18 protein-coding genes are annotated in these 20,095 nt (G+C 50.0%); 10 read left to right on the top strand and 8 right to left on the bottom strand.

Annotated features, from left to right (window positions below; all coding sequences use genetic code 11):
- Positions 1–17: 17 nt before the first annotated feature.
- From AR688_RS11345 to AR688_RS11335, 3 genes are all read right to left on the bottom strand, one after another.
- Positions 18–1,973, bottom strand: a complete 1,956-nt coding sequence (locus tag AR688_RS11345; protein ID WP_068233490.1) for an alkaline phosphatase D family protein — start codon at positions 1,971–1,973, stop codon at positions 18–20.
- Positions 1,974–1,988: 15 nt separating this feature from the next.
- Entirely contained in the window at positions 1,989–3,344 is a 1,356-nt protein-coding gene (gorA, locus tag AR688_RS11340) for a glutathione-disulfide reductase (RefSeq protein WP_068233489.1), read from the bottom strand.
- Positions 3,345–3,448: 104 nt separating this feature from the next.
- Entirely contained in the window at positions 3,449–4,024 is a 576-nt protein-coding gene (locus AR688_RS11335; RefSeq protein WP_068233488.1) for a hypothetical protein, read from the bottom strand.
- Between the two features lie 145 nt (positions 4,025–4,169).
- Between AR688_RS11335 and prlC the strand changes: the two genes are divergently transcribed.
- The 5 genes from prlC to AR688_RS11310 all read left to right on the top strand — a co-directional run bounded on the left by prlC (position 4,170) and on the right by AR688_RS11310 (position 8,850).
- Positions 4,170–6,218, top strand: a complete 2,049-nt coding sequence (gene prlC / locus AR688_RS11330) for an oligopeptidase A (protein ID WP_068233486.1) — start codon at positions 4,170–4,172, stop codon at positions 6,216–6,218.
- A gap of 86 nt (positions 6,219–6,304) precedes the next feature.
- Positions 6,305–6,802 (top strand): hypothetical protein, encoded by a 498-nt coding sequence (locus AR688_RS11325; protein WP_068233484.1) that lies wholly within the window; start codon positions 6,305–6,307, stop codon positions 6,800–6,802.
- Positions 6,803–6,884: 82 nt separating this feature from the next.
- Complete coding sequence (locus tag AR688_RS11320) at positions 6,885–7,586, top strand: DNA-3-methyladenine glycosylase I (RefSeq protein WP_156420282.1); 702 nt, start codon at positions 6,885–6,887, stop codon at positions 7,584–7,586.
- Positions 7,586–8,335: a class I SAM-dependent methyltransferase gene (locus tag AR688_RS11315; protein WP_068233481.1), complete on the top strand. Its 750-nt coding sequence runs from the start codon at positions 7,586–7,588 to the stop codon at positions 8,333–8,335. Before AR688_RS11320 ends, AR688_RS11315 begins: the two co-directional genes overlap by 1 nt.
- Positions 8,336–8,376: 41 nt before the next feature.
- Positions 8,377–8,850: a peroxiredoxin gene (locus AR688_RS11310; RefSeq protein WP_068233478.1), complete on the top strand. Its 474-nt coding sequence runs from the start codon at positions 8,377–8,379 to the stop codon at positions 8,848–8,850.
- A gap of 22 nt (positions 8,851–8,872) precedes the next feature.
- Here the strand turns inward: AR688_RS11310 and gmhB are convergent, their stop codons facing one another.
- From gmhB to AR688_RS11290, 4 genes are read right to left on the bottom strand one after another with little or no spacing between them, the layout of a single operon-like run.
- Positions 8,873–9,436 (bottom strand): D-glycero-beta-D-manno-heptose 1,7-bisphosphate 7-phosphatase, encoded by a 564-nt coding sequence (gene gmhB / locus AR688_RS11305; protein ID WP_068233476.1) that lies wholly within the window; start codon positions 9,434–9,436, stop codon positions 8,873–8,875.
- Positions 9,433–10,494, bottom strand: a complete 1,062-nt coding sequence (locus AR688_RS11300) for a glycosyltransferase family 9 protein (protein ID WP_068233472.1) — start codon at positions 10,492–10,494, stop codon at positions 9,433–9,435. The genes gmhB and AR688_RS11300 overlap by 4 nt, the downstream gene beginning before the upstream one ends.
- A gap of 1 nt (position 10,495) precedes the next feature.
- The gene (gene hldE / locus AR688_RS11295) at positions 10,496–11,956 is read right to left on the bottom strand and encodes a bifunctional D-glycero-beta-D-manno-heptose-7-phosphate kinase/D-glycero-beta-D-manno-heptose 1-phosphate adenylyltransferase HldE (protein WP_197412203.1); all 1,461 of its coding nucleotides are present in this window, start codon (positions 11,954–11,956) and stop codon (positions 10,496–10,498) included.
- Entirely contained in the window at positions 11,956–12,537 is a 582-nt protein-coding gene (locus tag AR688_RS11290; protein WP_068233469.1) for a D-sedoheptulose-7-phosphate isomerase, read from the bottom strand. The genes hldE and AR688_RS11290 overlap by 1 nt, the downstream gene beginning before the upstream one ends.
- 176 nt (positions 12,538–12,713) lie before the next feature.
- Between AR688_RS11290 and AR688_RS11285 the strand changes: the two genes are divergently transcribed.
- Genes AR688_RS11285 through AR688_RS11265 form a run of 5 tightly spaced genes read left to right on the top strand, consistent with a single transcriptional unit; the run spans position 12,714 to position 17,842 of the window.
- Positions 12,714–13,493, top strand: coding sequence for a glycosyltransferase family 25 protein (locus AR688_RS11285; protein ID WP_068233466.1), 780 nt, complete (start codon positions 12,714–12,716; stop codon positions 13,491–13,493).
- A 2-nt stretch (positions 13,494–13,495) separates the two neighbouring features.
- Positions 13,496–14,275, top strand: coding sequence for a glycosyltransferase family 2 protein (locus AR688_RS11280; RefSeq protein ID WP_068233463.1), 780 nt, complete (start codon positions 13,496–13,498; stop codon positions 14,273–14,275).
- Entirely contained in the window at positions 14,276–16,339 is a 2,064-nt protein-coding gene (waaA, locus tag AR688_RS11275) for a lipid IV(A) 3-deoxy-D-manno-octulosonic acid transferase (RefSeq protein WP_068233461.1), read from the top strand.
- Positions 16,339–17,520, top strand: coding sequence for an NAD(P)/FAD-dependent oxidoreductase (locus AR688_RS11270; RefSeq protein WP_068233459.1), 1,182 nt, complete (start codon positions 16,339–16,341; stop codon positions 17,518–17,520). Before waaA ends, AR688_RS11270 begins: the two co-directional genes overlap by 1 nt.
- Positions 17,521–17,533: 13 nt before the next feature.
- A complete protein-coding gene (locus tag AR688_RS11265; protein ID WP_068233457.1) occupies positions 17,534–17,842 on the top strand; it encodes a hypothetical protein in 309 nt (102 codons plus the stop codon).
- A gap of 13 nt (positions 17,843–17,855) precedes the next feature.
- Here AR688_RS11265 and AR688_RS11260 read toward each other — a convergent pair whose 3' ends face one another.
- Entirely contained in the window at positions 17,856–19,922 is a 2,067-nt protein-coding gene (locus AR688_RS11260; RefSeq protein WP_068233456.1) for a winged helix-turn-helix domain-containing protein, read from the bottom strand.
- Positions 19,923–20,095 lie beyond the last annotated feature (173 nt).

Here is a 20,095-nt window from a genome sequence, read left to right as displayed (position 1 = left end):
ACAGCTAAACTGCGGCTTTACTCCCAGCGGGCTTCATCTTCGCTGATATTAAAAGTAATAGCCTCTCCTTTGGCGGTTAATTGTATAACCCGCTTTGGTGAACCGTCGCTGTTTAGTTCAACCAAACCTATGCCGGATTGATTCAGCAAGCGTTCGCCGGCTTTGGCGTTGTCGGGTTTGTGCGGCACAATTTTCATCCGCCGCCGTTTGGTAAACCAGTTCAGTGGTGAGCGCGGCGAGTAAAGCCAGCGGTTAAGCCGGTCTAATACATCCAGCAGGCGTGCAGGGAACTGGTTTTTTAAGCCACTACTGGTAATTTGCCAGATATCCGGCCCGCGCTGGCGGCCACGCAGGTTTACTTCGTAAACAAAAGAGTAGTGCACGTCGCCGGATAAAATAACAAAGTGTTTTGGGGTTTTCGGGTGGCGGAATAAGTTCATCAGCGCATAAGCAGTGCCGCGGTGCGCCATCCAGTTCTCGGCGTCTACCAACAAGGGTTTGCCAAAGAAGGTGAACAGTTTTTGAATACCTTCGATCAGCTTAACACCAAATACCGGCGCAGGTGATACCAGTACCACAGCGTCATGGCCGATTAAATCCTGCTGTAATTCGGTAATCGCCTCCCAATCAAGCAGGCCGGAGGGGTTATCCATGGCAACCTCAGAGCGCCAGCGCCGGGTGCGGGTATCTAACACCAGCAGCGGCGGTTCTGTTGGCCACTGATAATGCCACTGATTAAAGCACAATAAGTCGGTAATAAGTTGCTGGTGTTGCGCAGAGCCGCTATTGCCAAACGCCAGCTCGGTTTGATGTAGCAGCGCACTATCAAAACGTTTTGGTGTATTGCCCCAGCCCTGACATAATAAATAACTGATTAGTGCATTGCCAATAATCCGGCGGGAGAAGTCATGGCCATAAGCCGTTTGCTCCCATTTAGCAGTCAGGTTCCAGTCGTCGGTTACATCATGATCATCAAAGATCATTGCGCTGGGCAGGTGAGCCAACAAACGGCGCACCTTGCCAAGGCCTGCAGCAAATTGCCCGATAATATGCTGATGTTTGCTATAAGTTTGCTGCTGTTCTGCACTAAGTGTGGCTTCCAGCTCTGCAGTTAGTTCAGTAGCGTTAGCCTGCCAGCCGGCAGGAGACCAAACCAGCAGGTACATACCCAGCATTTCAGCCAGGCTGATAAGGTGGTTGCGGGCGTTGTCTGAGGTAAATACCGGCTTTTTCGCGCCTTTAAATACCTGTGTCAAAACAGCCTTACTGCCATCTGTTTTTGGTAGTAAGGTATCGCGCCGGTAATAATAAGGGCTGTCTGTATGCAACTTTGCTGATTGGCTTACCGCTGAGCATGGCAGGCTTTCGTCGGTAAAATCCAGCCGGGTAATAAGCTGATGAATGGCACGCAGCATGGGGGCTGCCACATCATCGGCATAAATTTGATCGCCGCTGAGTAACAAGAGCGCCGGCCACTGCTCAGGCGCGTGCTGCTGCAGGTATAAATCAGCTGCCAGCAAACCATCGTCAGTATCATAGTGCGGTTTACGGCACGAGCCATGCAGCAGGCGGGTTAGTTTGGGTTGTATAACAAAACCCGGACTATCGCTGCCCGGATATACCAGATCCGGAGCCCATTGCTGCCAGCCTTGCCAGGCAGGTTCAATACTGCCATCTGTCGCGGCCAGGCGTAAGTCGTAGCCAATCCAGCAACCAGTTGGTAGTGTCTGTTGCAGGGGAATATGTATCAGCTGCAAAAACAGCTTGCCGGCGCAGCGAATACTCTGGCAATACTGCTGCATTTGCGTGTTGTTGTAGTGGCGGCTTGCCTCGCCATTCGGGCTAAGAGATAATTGCAGTTGCACGGGGGTGCTGGTGGCCAACCAGAAACTTACGCTGTTCGGTGTGACTGCCCGCAGCAATGGCCCTGCCAACACTAATGGCAGTGGCGGATGTTGTGCTGTTACTGCCATTGCAGTTGTGCTCAGTTAGCGTAGCGTAACAAATTCTTCCGCACTGGTAGGGTGCAGTGCCACAGTGGCGTCAAAATCAGCCTTGGTGGCGCCCATTTTTATTGCTACAGCAAAGCCTTGCAGCACTTCATCCATACCTTCGCCAATACCGTGCAGGCCGACCACTTTTTCGTCTTTGCCTGTGCATACCAGCTTAAAGCGGCTAAGGGCGCGATGCTCGGTTATGGCGTTATACATAGCAGCAAAGCCAGAGCGGTACACTTTTACATTGGCCGCACCATACTTTTCAATGGCTTCTGCTTCGGTTAGCCCAATGGTGCCAATGGGCGGGTGGCTGAACACTACGGTTGGGATCAGCGCGTAATCCATATGCGCATCGGGCATGTTTTTATTAAATAAACGCTCTGCTAACAGGCGGCCGGCTTTAACGGCTACCGGGGTTAACTGTGCTTCGCCGGTAATATCGCCTACGGCGTAAATGCCTTTTACATTAGTATTCTGGTATTTATCGGTGCTGATAAAGCCATCTTTATCTGTTTGTACCCCGGCGGCAGCCAGGTTAAGTTTGTCACTGACAGGTTCACGGCCGATGGCCCAAATTACGCAGTCTACTTCGGTAAACTCAACGCCGTTATCGCAATGCACCGTTAAGTTGCCGTCGCTGATTTTCTCTATTTTAATCACGTTGGTTTGTTTATGCAGTTTGAGCTTATCCTGTGTCATACGCTCAAGCAGCATATCGGTAATGTCAGAGTCGAAACTGCGCAGTGGCTTATCGCCACGTATTAACAAATGTGTGTCTGTGCCAAGTGCATGCAGCACACCGGCAACTTCTACCGCGATATAACCGGCACCTATTACCAGCGCTTTTTTCGGCTGCTCTGTTAAGGCAAAAAAGCCGTCTGAATCTATGCCGTGCTCTGCGCCTGGAATATCAGGCAGTACCGGGCGGCCGCCGGTGGCGATAGTAATATGATCGGCAGTAATACGCTCGCCGTTAACTTCAACGGTGCGCTCGTCAATAAAGCGGGCAAAACCTTCAATATAGGTTACGCCATTATTCTCAAAGCCTTTGTGATAGCTGCCATGAATGCGCTGGATATAAGCTTCGCGGTTTTTTACCAGCGTGGCCCAGTTAAAGCTGTTTTGTGTAATGTCAAAGCCATAGGCCGGGCTGTACTTTAGTGCTTCGGCAATGTGCGCGCTGTACCACATCACTTTTTTTGGTACGCAACCGACATTAACGCAGGTGCCGCCGACGGCTTTTGCTTCAATCACTGCAGCAGTTGCGCCACGAATAGCCGCACGGTTGGCGCTGGCAATACCACCGCTGCCGCCACCAATGGACAAATAGTTAAAATGACGAGACATCAGACAATTCCGCAAAGTAGACATTACTGCGGTTATAGGGGTTCTGACAGTGTTTTACAAGCCCTGTTGCCAGGCAGTTCCGGCTACAGGGCGTAAGACCGAGGCTACAGCTTTTTTAAATCAATGCTGTTGGCCAGCGCTAACATAGTGCTTTGGTTGTCATTATTGCCGCGCACGGTAATCATGGCGCCGCCCTGGGTAACAAACTGAATTTCCAGGCTATTGCCCTCTAAACGTTGCACGGCCTGCAGGCCCTGAATTTTGGTCAGTTTGCCGCCAGACATGGCAATCATCGACGGGTTACTCAGCATCATGGCAAAGGCCTGTAACATCGGAGAATCCATCATCAGTTCAATATCAATGCTGTCACTGTCGTTGTAGTAATTGCGCGAGGCACTGATGCCGCCGCCAAACATCGCTGCGCCAGCCACTTCAGCACTGGCATCCTGCGCCTGCCAGCCGCTGGGTGCGGCTGGGAAGGCCAGTTTTACCTGTTCGCCTTTTTCCTGGCGAATTAACGTGCTGGCATAATCCAGTTGCGCTATGGCCTGCGACAACTCTCCGGCTTTATAATGTTTGGTGGCAGCTGTTATGGCTTCGTCTATTTCACTGGCACTGGCCGACAGGTTCAGGCAGCTAAGTAACAGGCAGCTGACAGCGGTTTTTTGCAGTATTTTCATTTCAGTTTCATTCCTTTGATTAACAAATTTTGCACAGTATAGCCAACGGCATTAGTTACTGCCAATAGGGCCGTTTTAGCATTGACAATGGCCGTGTTTGCCCCAACATTATGGCTAATGTTTGTTACTTTGCTTAAGGTTTGCTATGTCTGCTACCCAAAATATTTTGTTGTCGTTCCCGGATTTACCGCCGTTTTCCCACATTACGCCAGAGCAGGTTAAGCCTGCGGTTGAACAGGCTATTGCACAGGCACGGGCTGCGGTAGAAGCTGCAGTGGCACTGCCGGACGTTAGCTGGCAAACACTGATAGAACAGCTGGATCAGGACAGCGAGCGCTTAGGTAAGTTATGGTCACCTGTGTCGCATATGAATTCGGTAGTGAATACCCCCGAGCTGCGCGAAGCGTATGAAAGCTGTCTGCCGTTGCTGTCTGAATACAGCACCTGGGTTGGCCAGCATGAAGGCCTGTACCAGAAGTACCAGCAACTGGCGCAAAGCCAGCAGTATGCTGGCTTAACGGCGGCGCAACAAAAAGTGATTCAAAATGCCCTGCGTGATTTTAAGCTGTCGGGCATTGGCTTATCAGCCGGGAAAAAGCAGCGCTACGGCGAAATTCAAAGCCGTTTATCAGATTTAAGTTCGCAATTTTCCAATAACACGCTGGACGCTACCCAGGCCTGGTTTAAGCACATCACCGATGCAGCAGATTTGGTGGGCTTGCCCGACGATGCCAAACTGGCCGCTGCCGAAGAAGCACAAAGCCGTGAGTTGACCGGCTGGGTGTTTACGCTGGAGTTTCCCAGTTACATTGCCGTAATGACCTACGCAGACAAACGTGAGCTGCGTGAAGAGCTGTACAGCGCCTATTGCACCCGTGCGTCTGATCAGGGCCCGACTGCGGGCCAGTTTGATAACAGCGCCATTATTGAAGAAACGCTGGCACTAAAGCATGAGCTGGCGCAATTGCTGGATTTTAACAACGCTGCGGAAGAGTCACTGGCAACAAAAATGGCGCAAAGCCCGGCACATGTGCTGGATTTTCTGCAGGATTTAGCCCGCCGCGCCAAACCTCAGGCGCAGCAGGATTTAGCGGAGTTAAGGGCTTTTGCCCAAAGCGAATACGCTGTGAAAGAACTGGCGGCCTGGGACATTACTTACTATGCCGAAAAGCTAAAACAGGCCAAATACGCTATTTCTGATGAACAATTGCGGCCGTATTTCCCTGAGCACAAAGTAGTAGCCGGTTTATTTACCGTACTGAACAAGTTGTTTGGTGTAGAAGTAAAGCAGCGCGATGGCGTTGATGTATGGCACCCGGACGTTAAGTTTTACGACATTATTGATGCCACCGGCACCTTGCGTGGCAGTTTTTATCTGGATTTATACGCCCGGGCGAAAAAGCGCGGCGGTGCCTGGATGGACGACTGTCAGGGGCGGCGTATTTTGCCCGATGGCAGCGTGCAAACGCCGGTGGCTTATTTAACCTGTAACTTTAATAAACCGGTGGGCGGCAAGCCGGCACTGTTTACCCATGATGAAGTGGTTACGTTATTCCACGAATTTGGCCATGGCATTCACCATATGCTCACCAAAGTGGATGCTGCCGCGGTCGCCGGTATTAACGGTGTGGCCTGGGATGCGGTAGAGCTGCCCAGCCAATTTCTGGAAAACTGGTGCTGGCAAAGTGAAGCGCTGGCGATTATTTCCGGCCATTATGAAAGCGGCGAGCCATTACCGCACGATTTACTGGATAAAATGCTGGCGGCGAAAAACTTCCAGTCGGCGATGTTTCTGGTGCGCCAGCTTGAATTTGCCTTATTCGATTTTCGTTTACACGCCGAGTACGATCCGGCGCAGGGCGGCCGTGTACAGCAGATGCTGGACGAAGTGCGTAATGAAGTGTCGGTTATTGTGCCGCCACGTTTTAACCGGTTTCAGCATGGTTTCAGCCATATTTTTGCCGGCGGTTATGGCGCCGGTTATTACAGCTACCTGTGGGCCGAAGTGTTATCAGCTGATGCCTTTGGCCGTTTTGAGGAAGAGGGCATTTTTAATGCCGACACCGGCCGTGACTTTTTGCGCTGGATTTTAGAGCGCGGCGGCAGTGCCGAGCCAATGGAGTTATTTAAAGGTTTCCGTGGCCGCGAGCCATCGAACGAAGCTTTGTTGCGTCATATGGGTATCGCCGGTTAATGCCGGCGTGGTTAATTTAAACTTAACAATTCATTGCGAATTCAGACCAGCTCTGCCAAGCTGAAGCCGAACGCGGAGGAATAAATATGCGCACTAAGGTATTGATAGTAATCATGACGGCTTTAACGCTGGCAGCGTGTCAGCAGGGCCAGGCAGGCAGTGATACCACTGCAGAGCGGTTGCCACCTAAACCATTGATAGAGCCGATAGACCCAAGCAAAGATCCGGTAAGTGCGGTAAAAGCGAGGAAGCAACAAATGGCTGATGAAGTAAACCTCAGCGCCATGCGGGCTGAAATTATGGCGCTGGTTGGCGATGCAAAAGCAGATAACGTTGAGCAATGTCGGGTAGTCGGGTTTGGCAGCAAACCATGCGGCGGCCCGGCCAGCTACATAGCGGTGTCTACCAAAGGCGGCAATGAAACTGAAATTATGGCTCTGATAGGCAAGTATAATTCTGCTGCCAAAGCAGAGAACGAGCGGCTTGGCCTGATGTCTGATTGTGCCGTAGTGCCTAAACCTGCCGTAGTGCTGCAAAATGGTGTGTGTACGTTAAAAGAGGGCGGTGAAACCGCAGCCTATTAACCTGCAGTAACGGTTACAATGATAAGCATAAAGGCAACCGTTACCGTGTTGCCTTATTTTTTCACTGAAGATGAGTACAATTTTGACGACCGCAGAACCCTTTGACCGTATCTATCAGCGCGCCTGCGAGCGTAAAGGCGGCGCTGCAGCACTTGAAGCATTGCTGGGGCAAAGTGCCAGCAGTGATGATATTGCCGCCATACCAGACAACTTATTACTGGGCGAGCTAACCAAAAAAGTGTTTCAGTCGGGTTTTGTCTGGCGCGTGGTGCGACAAAAATGGCCTGGCTTTTGTGAAGTGTTTTTTGATTTTAATATCGAAAAAATGCTGCTGATGAGCGATGAAATGCTTGAAGCTAAAGCCCGCGATGAACGTATTATCCGCAATGCCGCTAAAGTGTTTACCATTCGCCATAATGCGCTGATGATTGATGATATTGCCCGTAAACATGGTAGCTTCGGCCGTTTTATTGCCGACTGGCCAACAGCCGATATTATCGGTTTATGGGCCTACCTTAAACAGCACGGCGCCCGCCTCGGTGGTAATACCGGGCCTTATGCGCTGCGGGCCATTGGTAAAGATACCTTTATCTTAAGTGGTGATGTAGAAGCTTACCTGCGGGCAACCAACATATTTGACGGCGGCCTTAGCAGCAAACGCAGTTTAAATCAGATCCAGCAGCAGTTTAATCTGTGGCATAAGCAGTCGGGCCGCAGCCTGACACATATCAGCCAGATTATTGCTTTAAGCGTTGGCGAAAATATTGTTGGTATGCAGCAATAATGTCGCTGAATTTATTACACAGCCCTGAGCTTAATGCAGACTATGCTGCCAGCCTCTGTCAGCAGTTTGGTTTAACCTTAGCCACAGAGGCCGTTGGCTGGCATCTGGCCTGGCAGGATAATGCGTTGGTATTGCGCCACAGTGAACTACCCAAACAAGGCGATATACAGGTCGACTTTGCCAGCGGTGCTGCCAGTTACCGGCGCTTGCATGGCGGTGGCAAAGGTGAGGCAATTGCCAAAGCTTGCGGGCTGAACAAAAAGCGCGATCTCACCGTATTAGATGCCACTGCGGGCCTGGGCCGTGATGCTTTTGTACTAGCCAGCCTGGGTGCTAAGGTAACCCTGGTTGAGCGTAACCCGGCAGTGGCGGCTTTACTGTTTGACGGTTTGCGCCGGGCAGCGACGATAACTGAACTTAACTGGCTGGGCGAGCGTATGCAACTGCTGCACAGCAGCGCGCTGGAAGCACTGCAGCAGCATGGCGCTGTTGATGTGGTGTATCTGGACCCTATGTTTCCGCCGCGGGATAAAACGGCGCTGGTAAAAAAAGAAATGCGCGCTTTTCATGATGTAGTGGGCAGTGATATTGATGCTGATGCCTTACTGGCACCGGCACTTAAGCTGGCACAAAAGCGCGTGGTGGTAAAACGGCCGGGTTATGCCGACTTTTTAGCCGCTACAACACCGACAATGTCGGTAACCGGCAAGAATAACCGCTTTGATGTGTATATTAATGCAGCAATTTAGTGATACTTTTGACAGCAGATTAATTAAACAGGGGAAATACCATGATCAAAACCGGCGACAAGTTACCTGAGGTGAGTTTTTCGCAACTGACCAAAGAGGGTGTAATGAACCCCACCACCAGCCAGATTTTTGCTAACAAAAAAGTGGTATTGTTTGCTGTGCCTGGTGCTTTTACACCTACCTGCTCAGCTGCACACTTACCGGGTTATATTACGTTGGCCGACCAGATCAAAGCCAAAGGCGTTGATACTATTGTTTGCACCGCAGTAAATGATGCTTTTGTTATGAGTGCCTGGGCCAAGAGCCAGAATGCCGAAGAAATTGTATTTTTGGCCGACGGTGGTGCTGCCTTTCATAAAGCGATTGGCCTGACCATGGAAACCGGTGATTTTGGCGGTGTACGCTCACAACGCTATGCCATGATCGTTGAAAACGGCGTAGTTACGCTGCTCAATGTTGAAGCACCAAAAACCTTTGAAGTAAGCAAAGCTGAAGTGGTATTGGCCGCGCTGTAAGTTAGCGCTCAGGTTAGTATATTTACACTGCTGTCAGGGCAGTTTTCACCGAAGGCCAGATTTCATCTGCGCTGGCCTTATCTTCTTCTGTCAGGCTCTGGCCTGATAACACCAGCACCTTACGGCCAACACCAGCAGCTTTTGCTGCCTGCATATCAGCTTTTTTATCGCCTAACATCAGGCTTTGGCTTGGGTCTAGCTGATACTTGTTGATGGCCTGCAATAACATGCCTGGGGCTGGTTTACGGCAATCGCAGTCGATTTGATAAGGTGGATTGGCCTTAAGCGGATGATGAGGGCAAAAAAATACATCGGTCAGAGTCACGCCATGCGACTTAAACTGAGCTTTCATCCAGTCAGTTAACAGATGGAATTGCTGCTCGTTGTAATAACCCCGGCCAATACCAGATTGGTTAGTCACTACTATCAGCAAATAACCTTGTTGCTGTAAATGGCGGCAAGCATCAAATACACCGTCAATAAACTCGAATTGCTCCGGGCTGCTGACGTAACCATGATCGACATTAATGACACCATCACGGTCTAAAAAGGCAGCTTTAGGTTTTGGGGTTAGCGGCTGGCTCATAATTTCTGTTCGGCCACTACTTTATCGAACATGGCGGTCACGGCCTCTACAGCTATTTTTTGCATAATATCGCTGCCTTTGACGCGGGTGCCCCATTTTAATTCTGCTGCAGTTTTGCCCTGCTGCTCCAGCAAAGATTGGTGATAGGCCTCGACCACATACTGACGGAATAAATAAGGCCCGGTGCGGTCCGGATTGCTGTGGCCATATAAACCAATGACCGGAGTGCCAACAGCCACAGCCATATGAGTAGGGCCTGTATCTGGTGCTAAGACTAAACTTGCGTGTTTCAATAAAGCCAGCAGCTGTTTTAAATTGGTTTTGCCGGTCAGGTCTGTGATTGGATGCTGTGCCGATGCCAAAATAGCCTGACTTAAACTGCGTTCCAGCTCTGTCGGGCCACCAGATAAAATCACTGCAAAGCCTTTGGTATGCGCATAATCGGCCAAGGCTGCATAACGTTCTGGTAACCAGTTACGTTCTGCTTTTGACGCTGCGGGGCTAATGACTAATACTCTGGAATTACCGCTGGCTGCTAACTGCTGTTTAGCCCATAACTCGTCTGCTTCAGGGATGGGCAGTTGCCATGTAGGTGTTTTACCAAGCTGTTGTTCTGTAACCCCAATAGCTTTGGCAAACTGGCGAAAGCCATCCAGCACATGGCTGCGTGGCGCAGGTGCTATACGGTGACGCATAAAAAGCGCATGTAACTCTTTGGCGGTATGCCAGTCGAAACCAATTTTTTTGCGCGCCTTGATACACAAAGAGGCGACATTCGCGCGAAAGGCTACCTGCATATGCAGCAGCACATCAAAATAGTCGTGTTTTAAATCCTGCTTTAACTGGCTGTAGGCTGCTTTGCCCAGCTTTTTATCAAACACGACAAAACGTACACCGGGCAAACCCTCCAGCAAACGGGCTTCGATTTTGCCGATAATCCAGGTGATCTGCGCCTGCGGGTGCTGACGCTGAATAGACTGCACTACAGACACTGCATTGCAGACATCGCCAATAGCAGATAAACGCAGAATACAAATAGATTTTATGGGCTGCGACAAATCAGTTATTTCCCTGCAAGTCCTGAATTTTGCGTATCACTTTGCTGGTGGAGCGGCCATCAACAAAAGTCAGCATCTGCACTTCACCACCATGAGCAATCACCACGTCAGCGCCTACTATGGTTGCAATGCTGTAGTCGCCACCTTTTACCAATACGTCAGGCAATATGGTGCTGATTAATTTGAGCGGCGTATCGTTTTCGGCTGTGTCATCGCCAAAAGGCACCACCCAGTCGACACTAGCCAAACTTGCCAGCACAGTGGCGCGGTCTTCCAAAGTATTGATAGGGCGCTGTTCGCCTTTTAAGCGGCGCACTGAAGCATCTGAATTCAGGCCCACCACTAAACGGTCACCCAACGCTTTAGCCTGCGCTAAATAACGCACATGACCAGCGTGTAAAATATCAAAGCAGCCATTGGTAAACACAATACGTTCGCCGTTTTGCCGGGCAAACTGAATATGCTGCAGGACTTTGTCAAAAGGCGTCTGGTAAAAATCGCCCTGACGGAATAGATCTTTATTTAGCTTAGCGGCCAGCTCTTCAGGTGAAACCGTAGCGGCACCTACTTTGCCCACCACTATACCTGCCGCTAAGTTCGCCAACTGAGTGGCGTCATGCAAAGACATACCAGCACTTAACATCACCGCCAACGTGGCGATCACGGTATCGCCGGCACCGGTAACATCACTGACTTCCAGCACTTGTGCCGGGAAGTGAAAATGTTCAGTGGCGGTAATAAGGCTCATGCCTTGTTCGCTGCGGGTTAATAAAATAGAAGCTACGCCGGCTTTTTGCATCAGCTCGCGGGCTGAACTTAGCATCTCATCCACCGAGCCGATTTTACCGCCAGCGCTTTTAAATTCGCCTAAATTCGGCGTAATCACATCAGCACCGGCATATACCGACAAATCGGCTTGTTTTGGGTCGACCAATACGGTTTTGCCCGCCGCTTTGGCCAGTTTGATCATTTTGGCAATATGCTGCAATGAGCCTTTGTTGTAATCACTGAACAGAATTACATCGTAGTTCTGATACACAGTGGCAAAACGCTCAGCCAAGAGTTCGGCGTCTTCGCTGCTGAACATTTCTTCCTGATCCAGCCGCACTATTTGCTGCTGGCGCGACACCACCCGCATTTTAGCGATAGTAGGTTTATGATCCTGACTAAACAGCTCGGAGTGAATTTGTTCACCCGCCAGCAACTGTTGCAACGACTCACCGGCGCTGTCGTTACCAATAATACCTAATAAGCCCACTTTACCGTCCAGATGGGCGATATTACGTGCCACGTTGGCAGCGCCACCGGCTTTGTCTTCTATTTTGCTGATTTTTACCACAGGCACCGGCGCTTCCGGTGATATCCGCTGCGAGTCGCCATTAAAATAACGGTCCAGCATCACATCACCTACTACCAGTACAGAAGCCGAAGACAAATTTTGCAGCAGGCTCAGGTTAATCATTAGTTATTACCTACGATGGCAAGGTCTAAAGCTTCACATAGCCAGTGGCCAATAAACATATGTATTTCCTGAATGCGGGCCGTTTCGTCGTTTTTAACGATAATCGGCAGTTTGGCAATATCTTTAACTAAGCCTCCATCGCGGCCGGTCAGGGCTACGGTAAAAGCGCCTAATTCATTGGCGGCTTTTAAGGCTAAATTGATATTCGGGCTTTTGCCCGACGTGGTTAAACCAATCACCACATCTTGTGGCCGCACTAAACCTAACACCTGACGCTCAAACACGCTGTCAAAATGGTAGTCGTTGGCATGGGCTGTCAGAATAGACGTGTCTGTGGTTAAGGCAATAGATGCCAGCGGGCCACGTTCGGCTTTGTAACGCACCATAAACTCGGCGGCTAAATGCTGGCTGTCGGCCGCGCTGCCGCCATTGCCCATCCAGACCACTTTGCCGCCTTGTTTTAAGCAGTCCTGCACGGCGGCCAGTAATTGCATAGCCTGGCCATGATAAGCCTCCACCGTGGCAAAGGCATCACGGTGACGTTTTAAACTCTGTAAAAAACTCTGTTCTAAATCTGACATATAAGGCTCGGCTTGGCTGCTTGAATAAAGGCATTTTAACGGATCTTGTTTATTGCAAAAGAACTTTTTCGCAATGCTCTGTGTCTGCAAGGCCTGCGCAGGGAAAAAAAGCTCTGCCTTTAGAAGTCGTTCAGGTAAAATCGTTGCATATTCGCGACACAAAACGGAAGAAATACATGGGACAGTATGCTGGATACCCAATCTGGTTAATTAATCTGGATTCTAACCCAGAGCGTTATGAGTCTGCTAAAAAGCAACTGCACAAGCTGGGGCTGGACGCAGAGCGCTTTAGTGCCATTTATGGTAAAAACCTTAGCCCCGGCGACGTGGCAGCTTGTTATGATCCTGCGCTTAACCAGAAAAAATTCCGCCGGCCTTTGTCTCCCGGCGAAATTGGCTGTTATTTGAGTCACCGTACTTTGTGGCAACGTATGGTGGATGAAAACATCGCCATGGCTTTTATTCTGGAAGACGACATTGACCTTGAGCCTGAATTTCTGACCGTGCTGGAAAAAATTACCCAGCTAAAGCATTGGGATATGATTAAACTGGCCGATGACAGAGCAGGCCAGGGCGAGCAGAAAAAAGATCTGGGTGATGGCTATCAACTGGTGAACTTTGCTAAAGTACCGAACTGCACCACAGCTTATGCCCTGACGCTGGAAGGCGCGAAAAAGCTGCTCAGCCGGCCGAAATTTTTCCGCCCCGTAGATGTCGACTTACAGTTTTATCCGGAGCTGAACCTGACGGTGTATTCAATCTTGCCTTATCGCTTATGGTCGGCCAGCCGTTTTGAAAGTGAAATTGACAAAATGAGTGGCGGCAGCCGTAAAGGGGGCACCTCGTTCTGGCGTAACCTGAAATACCGTTTCCAGCTGAAATCTATCCGTAACAAGCATCTGTCAGGCGATGTGTCGCAGGTACAGTTTAATCCCGCCAAACAGGAAGAGGTTTAAGCATGCGTAGCCGTAAAATTTCCTGTTTTGTGATCTCCTGCAATGAAGAAGACCGCATTGAAGCCTGTTTACAGTCGCTCTCTGGCTGGGTGGATCAACTGATAGTGGTCGACTCAGGCAGTAAAGACAGAACAGTGGCAATTGCCGAACAGTATGCCGATAAAGTATATCAAACCGACTGGCCGGGTTTTGGCCCGCAGCGTAACCGTGCTTTGGCCTGGTGTGAACATGACTGGGTGCTAAGCATAGACGCCGACGAAGTGCTGACGCCTGAACTTAAAGTGGAAATTGATCAGGTATTGGCAGAGCCTGATTTAGACGCCAATTTTATCAAAATGCCATGGCACACTTACTTCTTTGGCAAGTTGCTTAAACATGGTCGTTACTCCACACCGCAGGGCAAATTGTTTTTAAAAACAGGCGCCAGTTTTAAAGATCGGCAGGTGCATGAAACCCTGTTATTGCCTTACGAAAAAGTGCGGGTGTTGAAATCGGCCATTATTCACCACAGCTGGCGCAGTTATCAGCATTGCCAGGAAAAGCATGTGAAATATGCTTGTTTAGGCGCTGAAGATAAATTTGCCCGCGGTAAAAAGGCTGGTTTGAGTTATGCCATTTTGCGGTTTTTCACCGATTTTATTCAGCAATATGTACTGCGTTTAGGTTTCCTTGACGGCTGGCGTGGTTTACTGATGGCGATAGTGCTGGGCCAGTATGCTTTTCATAAATATGCCGCTTTAGCCACTATGGTGGCTGATGCTAAAGCCAAAGCAAAAAGCTAAATGCAGCCTGTTTTTCTGCTGTTAAGATTGCTATACAGCGCCGTGGTTGTGGCGCTGACGCCCTTGCTTGTACTGTATTTATTGCTGCGCTCGCGCAAAGACCCTGGCTATCGCCAGCGCTTTGCTGAGCGTTTTGCGCTGAAGCTGCCTGCTGCGTCTGCCAAAAATGGCATAGTGCTGCATACTGTCTCAGTGGGTGAGTTTAACGCTGCCAAACCTTTGATTAAGCAACTGTTACAGCAGTATCCGCATTTGCCTTTCACTATTAGCTGCACCACACCTACAGCCTCTGCCGCTATTGAAAAATTGCAGGCTGAACAGCAGCAGCTGGGCAGAACCCTTGAGCATTGTTACCTGCCTTTTGACTACCCGCTACTGATGCGCCGCTGGCTGAAGTGGATGCAGCCGCAGTTGTTACTGATTTTAGAAACTGAACTTTGGCCTAATCTGCTAGCCAATTGTAAAGCGCTGTCTATTCCCACTTTGATCGTCAATGCCCGTTTATCAGCACGTTCAGCCAAAGGTTATAAGCGTTGTAGTGCCTTGACGCAGCCTATGTTGAAAAGCATTGGCCAAATTCTGACTCAGGATAAAAACAGCGCCCGGCGTTTTCAAGCCCTTGGGGCTCAGCAGGTTAGTGTCGCAGGCAATATAAAGTTTGAACTGGACGTGCCAGAAAGTAGTGTGCAACTGGCACAAAGCTTAAAACCAGTGCTGCAAGGCCGTATCGTTTGGGTGGCGGGCAGCAGTCATGCCGGTGAAGATGAGCTGCTTATTCAGGCTTATCAGCAGTTAAAAAACCAGTTTCCGCAGCTATTGCTGGTGTTGGTGCCCCGCCATCCGGAGCGTTTTGATGTTGTCGCGCAGCTCTTGCAGCAACAGCAAGTTAAGTTTATCCGCCGTAGTAAGGGCCAGATGCCAGCTGCCAATACCGAAGTCTGGCTTGGTGATTCAATGGGCGAGTTATTAAGCTGGTATCAGCTGGCCGATTTTGTCTTTATCGGCGGTAGCCTGATTGAGCGCGGCGGCCATAATCCGCTGGAAGCTATGGCGTTTGCTAAAGCCGTATTATCAGGCCCTTATGTATTTAATTTTCAGTTGGTATTTCAATTATTGCAACAACAGCAAGCATATTTTCAGGTTGCTGCGGTTGCTGATCTGGTTGGCACAGTCACTCAACTTATTCAGCAACCAGAGCTGGCTATTGAGGCCGGTGCAAAAGGTTTAAAACTGTATCAGCAGCAGCAAGGTGCAGTGTCGCGCATCATGGCACAGGTGCGGGCATTAGTACCGCTGGCTGATGTCAGCATAATTAACAATGACAAGGCTATGGCGTGGTTTGACCCGGTGTTTTATCCGCAGTTTGAACTGCAGTATTTTCAGCCGCAATATTGGCAGCAGCAAGGTTTAGTAACAGGCCAGTCGAAGGGGCGCAATACTGTATGGTTTGTGCAGCAGCATGGCAAACAGGCGGTACTGCGACATTATTATCGTGGTGGCCTGGTGGGTAAAATCAACCAAGACCGGTTTTGGCCACAGCCGGTAACACAAAGCCGGGCTATGGCAGAATTTAGTTTACTCTGGCAAATGCGGCAGTGGGGGTTACCTGTGCCCCGGCCCTGTGCGGCTTTGTATCAACAACATCTCTTTGGCTATAGCGCCGATATATTGATTGAACTTATACCTGGCACCACCGACCTTGCCCATCTATTGCAACAACGTGCTTTAAGCCGCGCTGAGTGGCAGCAACTGGGGGCTTTAATCGCACGTTTCCATCAGCACAATGTGTATCACTCCGATTTAAACTGTCACAATATTTTATTGGATAAGCAGGGCCAGTTTTGGCTGATAGATTTTGATAAATGTGCTATTCGAAGCAGCGCCGACTTTGCGGATCAAAGCTGGAAACAACAGAATGTACAGCGTTTATTACGTTCTTTAAATAAAGAAAAACAGCAGCTGCCGGTCTTCCATTGGCAGAGTGAGCAATTCGCCGTGCTTGAGCTGGGTTATCAGCAAGCCAGCCAACTCCCGGCAACCCGGATAGAAAAGAGTATAAATTAATGCAGCAGTGGGATGTCATAATCATAGGTGCCGGCGCAGCGGGCTTAATGTGCGCGATAGAAGCCGGTAAACGTGGCCGTAAGGTCTTGCTGCTGGATAATGGCAAGCGGGTTGGCCGTAAAATTCTGATGTCGGGCGGTGGCCGCTGTAATTTTACCAATATGTATGCCGGGCCGGAAAACTTCCTGTCGCAAAACAAACACTTCTGTAAATCGGCTCTTAGCCGCTATACGCAGTGGGATTTTATCGCTATGGTGCAAAAGCATGCTATTGCCTACCACGAGAAAACGCTTGGCCAGCTGTTCTGTGATGATTCCGCCAAAGATATTGTTGATATGCTGCTAAGCGAGGTCAAAGCCGCCAATGTGCAAATTGCCCTGCAGCAAAGCATTACCGGCGTCAGCTTTGGCGATGGCCAATATACCGTTACTACGGCAGAGCTTAGCCGCCAGTGCCACAGTTTAGTGGTGGCCAGCGGTGGTTTAAGCCTGCCGAATTTAGGTGCTACCGCCTTTGGTTTTCAGCTGGCCGAACAGTTTGGCTTAAAAGTACTGCCGCTGCGCGCCGCCTTAGTGCCATTAACCTGGCAACCCAGCGACAAAGCGGTGTTTGAAGAAATCAGCGGTGTGTCCTTACCGGTCACCGCTGAAGCGAATGGCACCGTATTCCCGGAAGATATGCTGTTTACCCACCGCGGTTTAAGCGGGCCGGCCATACTGCAAATTTCCAGCTACTGGCAGCCTGGTGATGAAGTAATAGTGAATATGGCACCGCAAACTGATGTGGCAGAGTTTTTATCGGCGCAACAGCAAGCGCACCCGGAGCAGGAAGTAAAAACCGCACTGGCTAAATTGCTACCAAAACGGCTGGTAGAAAAACTACTGGAGCTAAAAGTTTTTACTAACCAGCCGCTGAAAGCGTTAAACCCGAAAAGCATTAAACAGCTTGCCGACAGCCTGCATGCTTATGTATTTAAACCCAACGGCACTGAAGGCTACCGCACTGCAGAGGTGACCATCGGCGGTGTAGATACCGATTATTTATCTTCCAAAACCATGGAAGCCAAACAACAACCCGGCTTGTATTTTATCGGCGAAGTGGTCGACGTAACCGGTTGGCTCGGTGGCTATAACTTCCAGTGGGCCTGGGCGTCCGGCTGGGTAGCGGGGCAGTATTGTTAAAGGACGGGGCAAAGTGAAAAAACTCTCTATAGTACAACAAAAACAACAGGCTGCTGTGCTGGATGCGGTAACCACTCTGGAGCAACAGGCGCTGGTAGATTTACCCGGCGCGATACAGTGCTGGTTTAGCCTGGAATATGAAGCTTTTCCGATGTCGCTACTGGTGCGGTTGCAGTTTACTGAGCAAGCGATGCTGGATGCGGCGCAGCCGCAGTTGCTGGCGTGGCAGAGGCGCTTAAGCGGTTTGCTGCTGAAAAAAGGCATAGTGCTAAAAGATATGCGCAAGCATCTGGTGTTTACGCTTAGCTCACCTGACGATTAGCTAGCCCTGATGACTAAGGTATTGCTAAATCAATAGCCACAATATCGGCTTCTTTTGACTGATACATTGATAAGATCAGGCTGCCATCAGGTAGTTGGGTCATCGAGCGGCCCGTTTTTATTGTCCTTGGTGGCAGGCTGGCGATAAGTTGCTGCTCGCCGGCCCAGCTTTGCAGTTTGATCAGGTCTGCTGCTGCGGTGCGCTGCAGATACAAAATACCGTCTTCGCGCAGTAGCCAGTTGCCCCAATCCAAACTGCTAAGCTGTTTTACCAGTAGTTCGGCAGGCTGGCCGGCACTTAAGCGCCAAATCCCCCCGCCAGGTTTAACAACAAACAGTTCATTGTTACGCCCATCTTGGGCAAACAGCCCGCCGTTGAGGGTAAGTTGCTCGCGAATGCCGGTTGCCAGATAGTGGCGCCAGATTTGCCAGTGGCCGTTCAAATCAGAACTAAACAGGATGGAATCATCATTGACACCCCAGCTGAAGTTTTTGGCTGAGTAATTAATTTGCGGTAGTTGCTGTAAGGGTTGTTCGTCAAAATTTCCCAGATACAGGCGGTAGTAGTTGTCGCCGTCTTGTTTTACCGGCAGCAAAAATTTATCACCTTTATTAGAAAGTGCATGAATGTAGGCTGAGCCACTGATATCAGCAACTTTACTGGCAAATTCGCTGTCGGCAGCGGCCGTCCATAACTGAAAACTGCCGCTTTTATTACTAAAAAACACTAGTTTATCCTGGCTGGCGGAGTAAAGCGGGTAAAGCTCGCGGCCATACGAAAACGGCAAGGGTTTGGTTGTGCCATCTGGCTGCAGTTTAACCAGCTGTTCCATCGAGGTATAACGTGGGTAAACCAGTTGTGGCTGTTTGCCTGGCCTTACTGCAATGCGGCCTGGGGTGGCTTCAAACGATAATGGCGATATGCTGCCGTCTTTAAGTGACACCTGCAAAATAGTCACCTCAGAGTGCCAAACGGTACTGAAATACAAATGGGAATCGGCCGGGCTGAATGCCAGCGAGTAAATGGCCTGAGGTTCTTTCAGCAGTGCACGGATGCGACCATTTTTAGCTCGCAGGTAAATATTGCCCAGGCCGCCTTTCAGGCTGGCATAAGCCAGAGTGTCGCTGTGGTTGGCCCATACCAGCGGGTAATCGTCAAAGTCGCTTTGCTCTGCACTTAGCTGGCTAAACTGGGCATTATCGGCGTTATAGCCTTTAATGCTGATGCCACCCTTCGCATTTTTATAAGCATACGCCAGCTGATTACCGGTTCTGGACCAGCTTAGGGTGTTAACTATGCTCTCGCCGTAGCAGTTGTCAATAAACTGGTTGGTGCCACCAGACAAGTGCTGAATTTTCACGCGGCAGTCTTTGCCGTTAATGACCGCATAGGCCAGTTGACTGCCGTCTGGCGAGAAGGTCGGCGAGGCGCCAAATTCATCATTGGCCGATACCCGCTGTGGCTCGCTGCCTGTTTGCGCCAAATCAACGGTATAAATGCCCGGTAAACCACGGCCTTTATCCCATTGAAATGCCATAAAGCGGCCATCGGCGGTAAAGGCCGGGGTTTCTTCGGCACCTTTATAATGGCTAAGGATCACCGGGCGCTGCTGTAACGGTGTTGGTTGCAGGGCTTGCGGCTTTAATGCCCATACTACAGTTGCAACTGGCACCAGTGCCAAAGCAGCAAGCAGCCACCAAGGCTGATTGTGCGCAGCACGGGGTTGCGCGCTAAGGTCTGCTGCTTCTGTAACACCGTGCTGCAATACGTAGCCTATTCTGGCAACGGTACCAATCACTTCACTGTCGCCGCCGGTCTCGGCAAAGGCTTTACGTAACTGCCAGATGGCCTGGTTTAGCGCTTTGTCACCCACGTCTTTATGGCCCCGCCAGATGGCTGCGACAAATTGTTCACGGCTAACGGTTTCGCCTGGCTGGATTATCAGCTGTTTTATTACTTCAAATGCTTTGGCCGGCAGTATTGCCTGGCCCTGTGGCCCGCGGATCTGCAGCTTGGCAGGGAGAATAGTCCAATGGCTTATCTGGTAACAGCATTGACTGGTGCGGGTGCGGCTGGACAAGGGAATGGCTCGGGTTATTTTTGTTGCTAATGGTTCTATTACATTTAGATGTCAGTATCAACTGCGGTTACAAATAGTTGCGTTTGTCGGATATTGGTAAACCTGAATCAAATTGGCCGGAATTTATTCAAGCATTTGTTTTTACTCTAAAAATATAAAAAAGATAAATAAAT

The organism is Rheinheimera sp. EpRS3 (assembly GCF_001513785.1).
In the GTDB taxonomy this organism is placed as follows: domain Bacteria; phylum Pseudomonadota; class Gammaproteobacteria; order Enterobacterales; family Alteromonadaceae; genus Alishewanella.
Note: the sequence above shows the minus strand (reverse complement) of the source record. Positions and strands in the feature narration are given on the sequence as shown.